Source organism: Thalassospira sp. UBA1131, from assembly GCF_002311515.1.
Taxonomy (GTDB): domain Bacteria; phylum Pseudomonadota; class Alphaproteobacteria; order Rhodospirillales; family Thalassospiraceae; genus Thalassospira.
The window spans coordinates 64,985-70,236 of sequence record NZ_DCAO01000070.1 but is presented as its reverse complement, the minus strand read 5'-3'; the positions used below and the strand labels follow the sequence as shown (position 1 = coordinate 70,236).

4 protein-coding genes and 1 pseudogene are annotated in these 5,252 nt (G+C 54.0%); all 5 read right to left on the bottom strand.

From position 1 onward, the window contains the following. The coding region (locus tag B3Z49_RS11475) for an ABC transporter substrate-binding protein (RefSeq protein ID WP_296990924.1) at positions 1–872 on the bottom strand (872 nt) is incomplete at its 3' end. Between the two features lie 105 nt (positions 873–977). Continuing rightward, positions 978–2,051, bottom strand: coding sequence for a branched-chain amino acid ABC transporter permease (locus B3Z49_RS11470; RefSeq protein WP_008889238.1), 1,074 nt, complete (start codon positions 2,049–2,051; stop codon positions 978–980). A 19-nt stretch (positions 2,052–2,070) separates the two neighbouring features. Continuing rightward, positions 2,071–2,964, bottom strand: a complete 894-nt coding sequence (locus B3Z49_RS11465; protein ID WP_008889236.1) for a branched-chain amino acid ABC transporter permease — start codon at positions 2,962–2,964, stop codon at positions 2,071–2,073. Positions 2,965–3,024: 60 nt separating this feature from the next. Continuing rightward, positions 3,025–4,974, bottom strand: coding sequence for a long-chain fatty acid--CoA ligase (locus tag B3Z49_RS11460; RefSeq protein WP_296990922.1), 1,950 nt, complete (start codon positions 4,972–4,974; stop codon positions 3,025–3,027). A 2-nt stretch (positions 4,975–4,976) separates the two neighbouring features. Further along, a pseudogene (locus B3Z49_RS11455) lies at positions 4,977–5,252 on the bottom strand (ABC transporter ATP-binding protein); the annotation flags it as partial.

Sequence of the window (5,252 nt, the reverse complement as noted above, 5' to 3'; positions counted from 1 at the left end):
GTCCAGAAGCTGGTCATCGCCGGGAAGATGTAGTTTTCGACATCGCCAATGGTTTTAAGGGTCTCGTAGTCACCAGCCCAGATGTTGGCCAGCCATTTCGGGGTGGCACCAACCGTGTCACAGGATTTCACCAGCGACACAACCGACGGGCCAAGGTTACCAAGGTAGCCATAGTTGGTCCCGGCTTCCTTAAGGGTCAGGCACTGCGCCTTGAAGTCACCCGGCTTCATCGAAACGACGACCGGTGCGGTTACTTCAAATCCAAGCTCGGTCGCGTATTCCGCACAGGCTTCTTTCGGGGCGTTCGGATAGGGATGGTTATCGCCGATATGCGAGAAGACCGGCTTGCCCGAACCACCAGACTGTTTCCAGTCTTCTGCGGCCCACTGAACCAGCGCACGGCAGGCATCGGAATAGGACGCACCATAGAAGAAGTTATAAGGTGCCGGTTTGGCGGTTTTCGGGTTTTTGCCCGTCGGATCGGTCAGGTGACCGGAATAGGATGCGGAATAGACCGGCACTTCATCCTTGGCAACGAAGCTGATCAGGGCTTCGGTATCGCCCGTGCCCCAGCCCTGCATCGCAACCATGTCGTTGCGCGAACGCCATTTCTTGTAGTTCGCAATCGCCTGCGGAACCTTGTAGGCATAGTCAACAGATTCAGAATCCAGAACCGTGCCATCAATACCGCCATGGGTGTTGATGTAAGACAGCGCATCGCGCACACCATCGGCATAGAACTTGCCAATAAAGCCGGTGGCACCGGTGATATCCATCAGATGGCCGACAAATACCATATCGTCATCTGCTTGTGCTGCCGAGAACGACAGCCCCGTTGCGACCATCGCGGTCGCTGCAATCAATCTTTTCATAACGACGTCTCCCTTGGACGTTTTCACTAAAGTAAGCCTCCCGGTCGCCCCGTTTTTGTCCCGGCCCTTTTGTTTTTTCTAAGCGGGCCGGGTTCGGGGTTTTAGTCAGTACGAGAAGGGATAAAGCTTCCAGTACGCCCTGATCTGTTGCCAGCGATGGGCAAGCCCATCCGGCTCAAAGATCAGGAACAGGATGATGGCCAGACCAATTGCCATCTCCTTGATGTAGGCCAGCCCGTCGGTCACAGCCGTCGAATTGGCCCATTCAAAAACGCTCAGTGCGCTGACACCGGTTTCCATGACTTCGGGCAACAAAACCATAAACACCGTGCCCATCAACGTCCCTTTGACGGAACCAAGACCACCAATGATGATCATGCCGAGGAACTGGATCGACAGCAGAATGGTAAAGCCCTCGGCCGAGACAAAGCCAAGATAGTGGCCATACATCGCCCCGCCGACACCGGCATAGAAAGACGAAATGGCAAAGCTCATCAGGCGATATTTCGTGAGGTTGATCCCCATGATTTCAGCCGAAAGATAATGGTCACGCACCGCGACAAAGGCACGACCATCACGGGTCCGCATCAGGTTCGTCCCCAGCAAGTACATCACCACGAGGAAGAACAGGCAGACATAGAAGAAGCTGAAATCATCCAGAACTTCGTAGCCAAACACATTGACCGGATTGGCTGCCGCGCCATAGGAACCGCCAGTAAACCATTCGGCCCGGGCAAAGAAATCTTCGAGGATGAACTGGGCTGCCAGTGTCGCAATTGCCAGATAAAGCCCCTTGATGCGGGCGGCTGGCAACCCAAACAGCATGCCAACAGCCGCGGTCATCAAACCGGCCAGCGGGATCGACAACAGGACGGGAATGCCGGTCGTGTTGTTGATCCAGGCCGATGCAAACGCACCAAAGCCAAAGAAGGCAGCATGGCCCAATGAAATCTGCCCGGTAAAGCCGACCAGAATATTCAAGCCCAATGCGGCAATCGCGAAGTATGAGATCTGAATGAACAGGTTGACGTAATAGCCATCCAGAACAAACGGGATCATGGCGACAGCAAAGATGCCAAGGATCGCGGCGTTACGGATATAGGTCGTATCAAAGATGCGGGTATCCTGCCGATAGGTGGTTCGGAAGTCACCGCAAGGACGTATAGAAAATCCAGCCATAGTATATCTTCCCCGTCCTCTAGATACGTTCGATGTCTTTGGTGCCAAACAGGCCATATGGCTTGATGCACAGGATAATGATCAGCACGTAGAACGGTGCGATCGAGAACAGGTTGCCCCAGTGCAGATACTGGCCGTCAACAAATTCCGCGGTGTTTTCAAGCAGACCAATGATCACGCCACCGACAATGGCACCAATGATCGAATCAAGCCCGCCAAGGATCACCGCCGGGAACACCTTGATCCCGATCACCGAAAGGGCGGACGACACGCCATTGACCATGCCGATCACGATCCCGGCGACACCCGATACAAGGGCCGAGATTGCCCAGGACATGGCAAATACGGTTTTGACGGAAATACCAAGGCTTTGCGCGACCTGCTGATCAAACGCTGTTGCCCGCATGGCAAGGCCAAGCTTGGAATATTTAAAGAACCAATAGAACCCGGCCATGATGAACAACGAGATCACGAAGCTCATGATATAGGCCGTCTCGATCTGCATCCCCAAAAGGTTGACCGATCGGGTTTCAAAGACCTGCGGATAGGTCGCGGTGGTTGCCCCGAATATCCACTTGGTTGCTGCCTGGAAGAAGATCGAAAGCCCTATGGTCACCATGATCACCGAAATGATCGGTTCGCCAATCATCGGTCGCAAGACAACCATCTGCAGAACGATGCCAAACGCCATCATAAACAACAAGGTAAACAGGAAACCCAGCCAGAAGGGCATATGCATTTCGACAAGGAATGCATAACACACCCATGCCCCGATCAGCAGGAACTCACCCTGGGCAAAGTTGACGATCTGGGTCGATTTGTAGATCAGGACAAAGCACATGGCGACAACGCCATAGAGTGTCCCGACAATCAAACCGTTCAGCAGAAGCTGGAACAGAAGTTCGAAATTCATGTTGCCATCCCTGTAATGGCGACCCAGGCCTTTGGCCGGGGCCACAGTTATGCTGCTGCCTTATTCGGCGGCTTTCGGGGCCGTCTGTGCGGCCTTGTCATTATCAAGATCAACGACCTTCACACTCGTCTGGATGCGGGTTTTCGACCCGTCCTGGAAGGTGATCATGGTGTCGATATCAACCTTGTCATTGCCGGCATAAACCGCATCGATGATGTCGGCATATTTCTCGGCAACCACACCACGGCGCACTTTGCGTGTGCGGGTCAGTTCGCCGTCATCGGCATCCAGTTCCTTGTAAAGCAGAAGGAACCGCTTGATCCGCTGGGCTTCCGGAAGTGTCTTGTTCACTTCGCGGATTTCCTCGGTGATCATGTCATAGACTTGCGGCTGAGCTGACAGGTTGGTGTAGTTTGTAAAGGCAATCCCGCGCTGCTCGGCCCATTTCGCCATGATCGAATAACGAATACAGATCATGGTCGACAGGAACGGCAGGCCCTTGCCAAGGATCACGGCCTCGGCAATGAAGGGCGAGAATTTCAGTTTATTTTCAATAAACTGCGGCGAATAGCGCACCCCGGTCGAGGTTTCCGCCAGATCCTTCATACGGTCAATCACCACAAGGTGCTTGTTCTCGTCCTTGAAGTAACCGGCATCCCCCGTATGCATCCAGCCATCCCGGACATCCTCGTCATAGGCCGCCTGATTTTTGAAGTATCCGGTAAACATGCCCGACGTGCGCGCAACGATTTCGCCAACACCATTTTCGTCGGTGTTGATCACCTTGATCTCGGAATTATCAAAGGCAACGCCAACCGTATCGAAATCAATATCGCCCGGCTGATGGATGGTATAGGCGCCGCACAATTCGGTCTGACCATAAAGCTGACGCAGCGGAACCCCCATCGCATGGAAGAACCTGAAGGTTTCCGGGCCAATCGCGGCACCACCCGTCGCGGCCGAACGCAGATTTGAAAACCCAAGACGGTCTTTGAGCGCACTCATCAGGATCATATCGGCCATTTTCGAATGACCACCGGCATCCATCGCGGTGCGCGCCAATGCCATGCCGAAATCAAACATCTTTTGTTTGAACGGTGTGGAATCCATCATCCGTGCGCGGACATCGGCGGCAATGGTTTCCCAAACGCGCGGTGCCAGCAGGACGAAGTTCGGACCAATTTCGCGCAGGTCGGCCATCATGGTTTCCTGCTCTTCGACGAAATTTACGATCTGGCGACTGATCAGCGACTGACCAACGACATAGACCTGCTCCATAATCCACGGCAACGGCAGGACCGAGACATAATTGTCACCCGGATATTTTGGGTCAGCACGAAGATAAGCCGCACAGTGATCAAGGAAATCACCGGAATTGAGCATCGCCATCTTCGGCTTGGACGTCGTCCCCGACGTAGTGCACAGAATGGCGCATTCATCGCCACGGGTATCGGCAACCATCTGGTCATAGATGCCCGGATTTTTCGCCTCCAGCTCGCGGCCCAGTTCATAAAGCTTTTCGACATCCAGCAAACGCGGATCGTCGTATTTTCGCATCCCGCGCGGGTCACAATAAACGATGTGGTCGACAGTCGGGATGTCTTCGCCAAGCTCAAGCAGCTTGTCACACTGTTCTTCGTCTTCGGCGATCAGAATGCGCGCGCCTGAATAGGTAATCAGGTAGGCGACTTCTTCGTGCAGGCTGTCCTGATAAAGACCAACTGACATACCGCGCAGCGCATGCGCTGCGATTTCTGCCCAAACCCATTCCGGACGGTTTTCGCCGATGATGCCAACAACATCGCCCTGCCCAAGGCCAAGGGCGCGCATGCCAAGCGCCATCCATTTGACGCGGTCGTTGTAGTCCTGCCAGGTAAATTCCTGCCAGATGCCGAATTCCTTTTCGCGCATGGCGACTTCTTTGGGCCAGTTGCGCGCATTATAGGCCAGCACTTTCGGGAAGCTATCAAGCGACTGAACGTCGGCATATTCCGGGATATTGCTGCTCATGATCAGGCCACCTGCTCGTCTTCGTCCGTGTCGTCGTCTTCTTCGCCGAGATAGGCTTTCTTGACATGCTTGTTGGCCATGACCTCTTCCGGCAGGCCTTCGGCAATCTTGCGACCGAAATCAAGGACCATCACCCGGTTGGAGATATCCATGACCACACCCATGTCGTGTTCGATCATGACAACGGTCATGCCCCACTCTTCATTGAGATCGATGATAAAGCGCGCCATGTCCTCTTTTTCTTCGAGGTTCATGCCCGCCATCGGCTCATCAAGCAG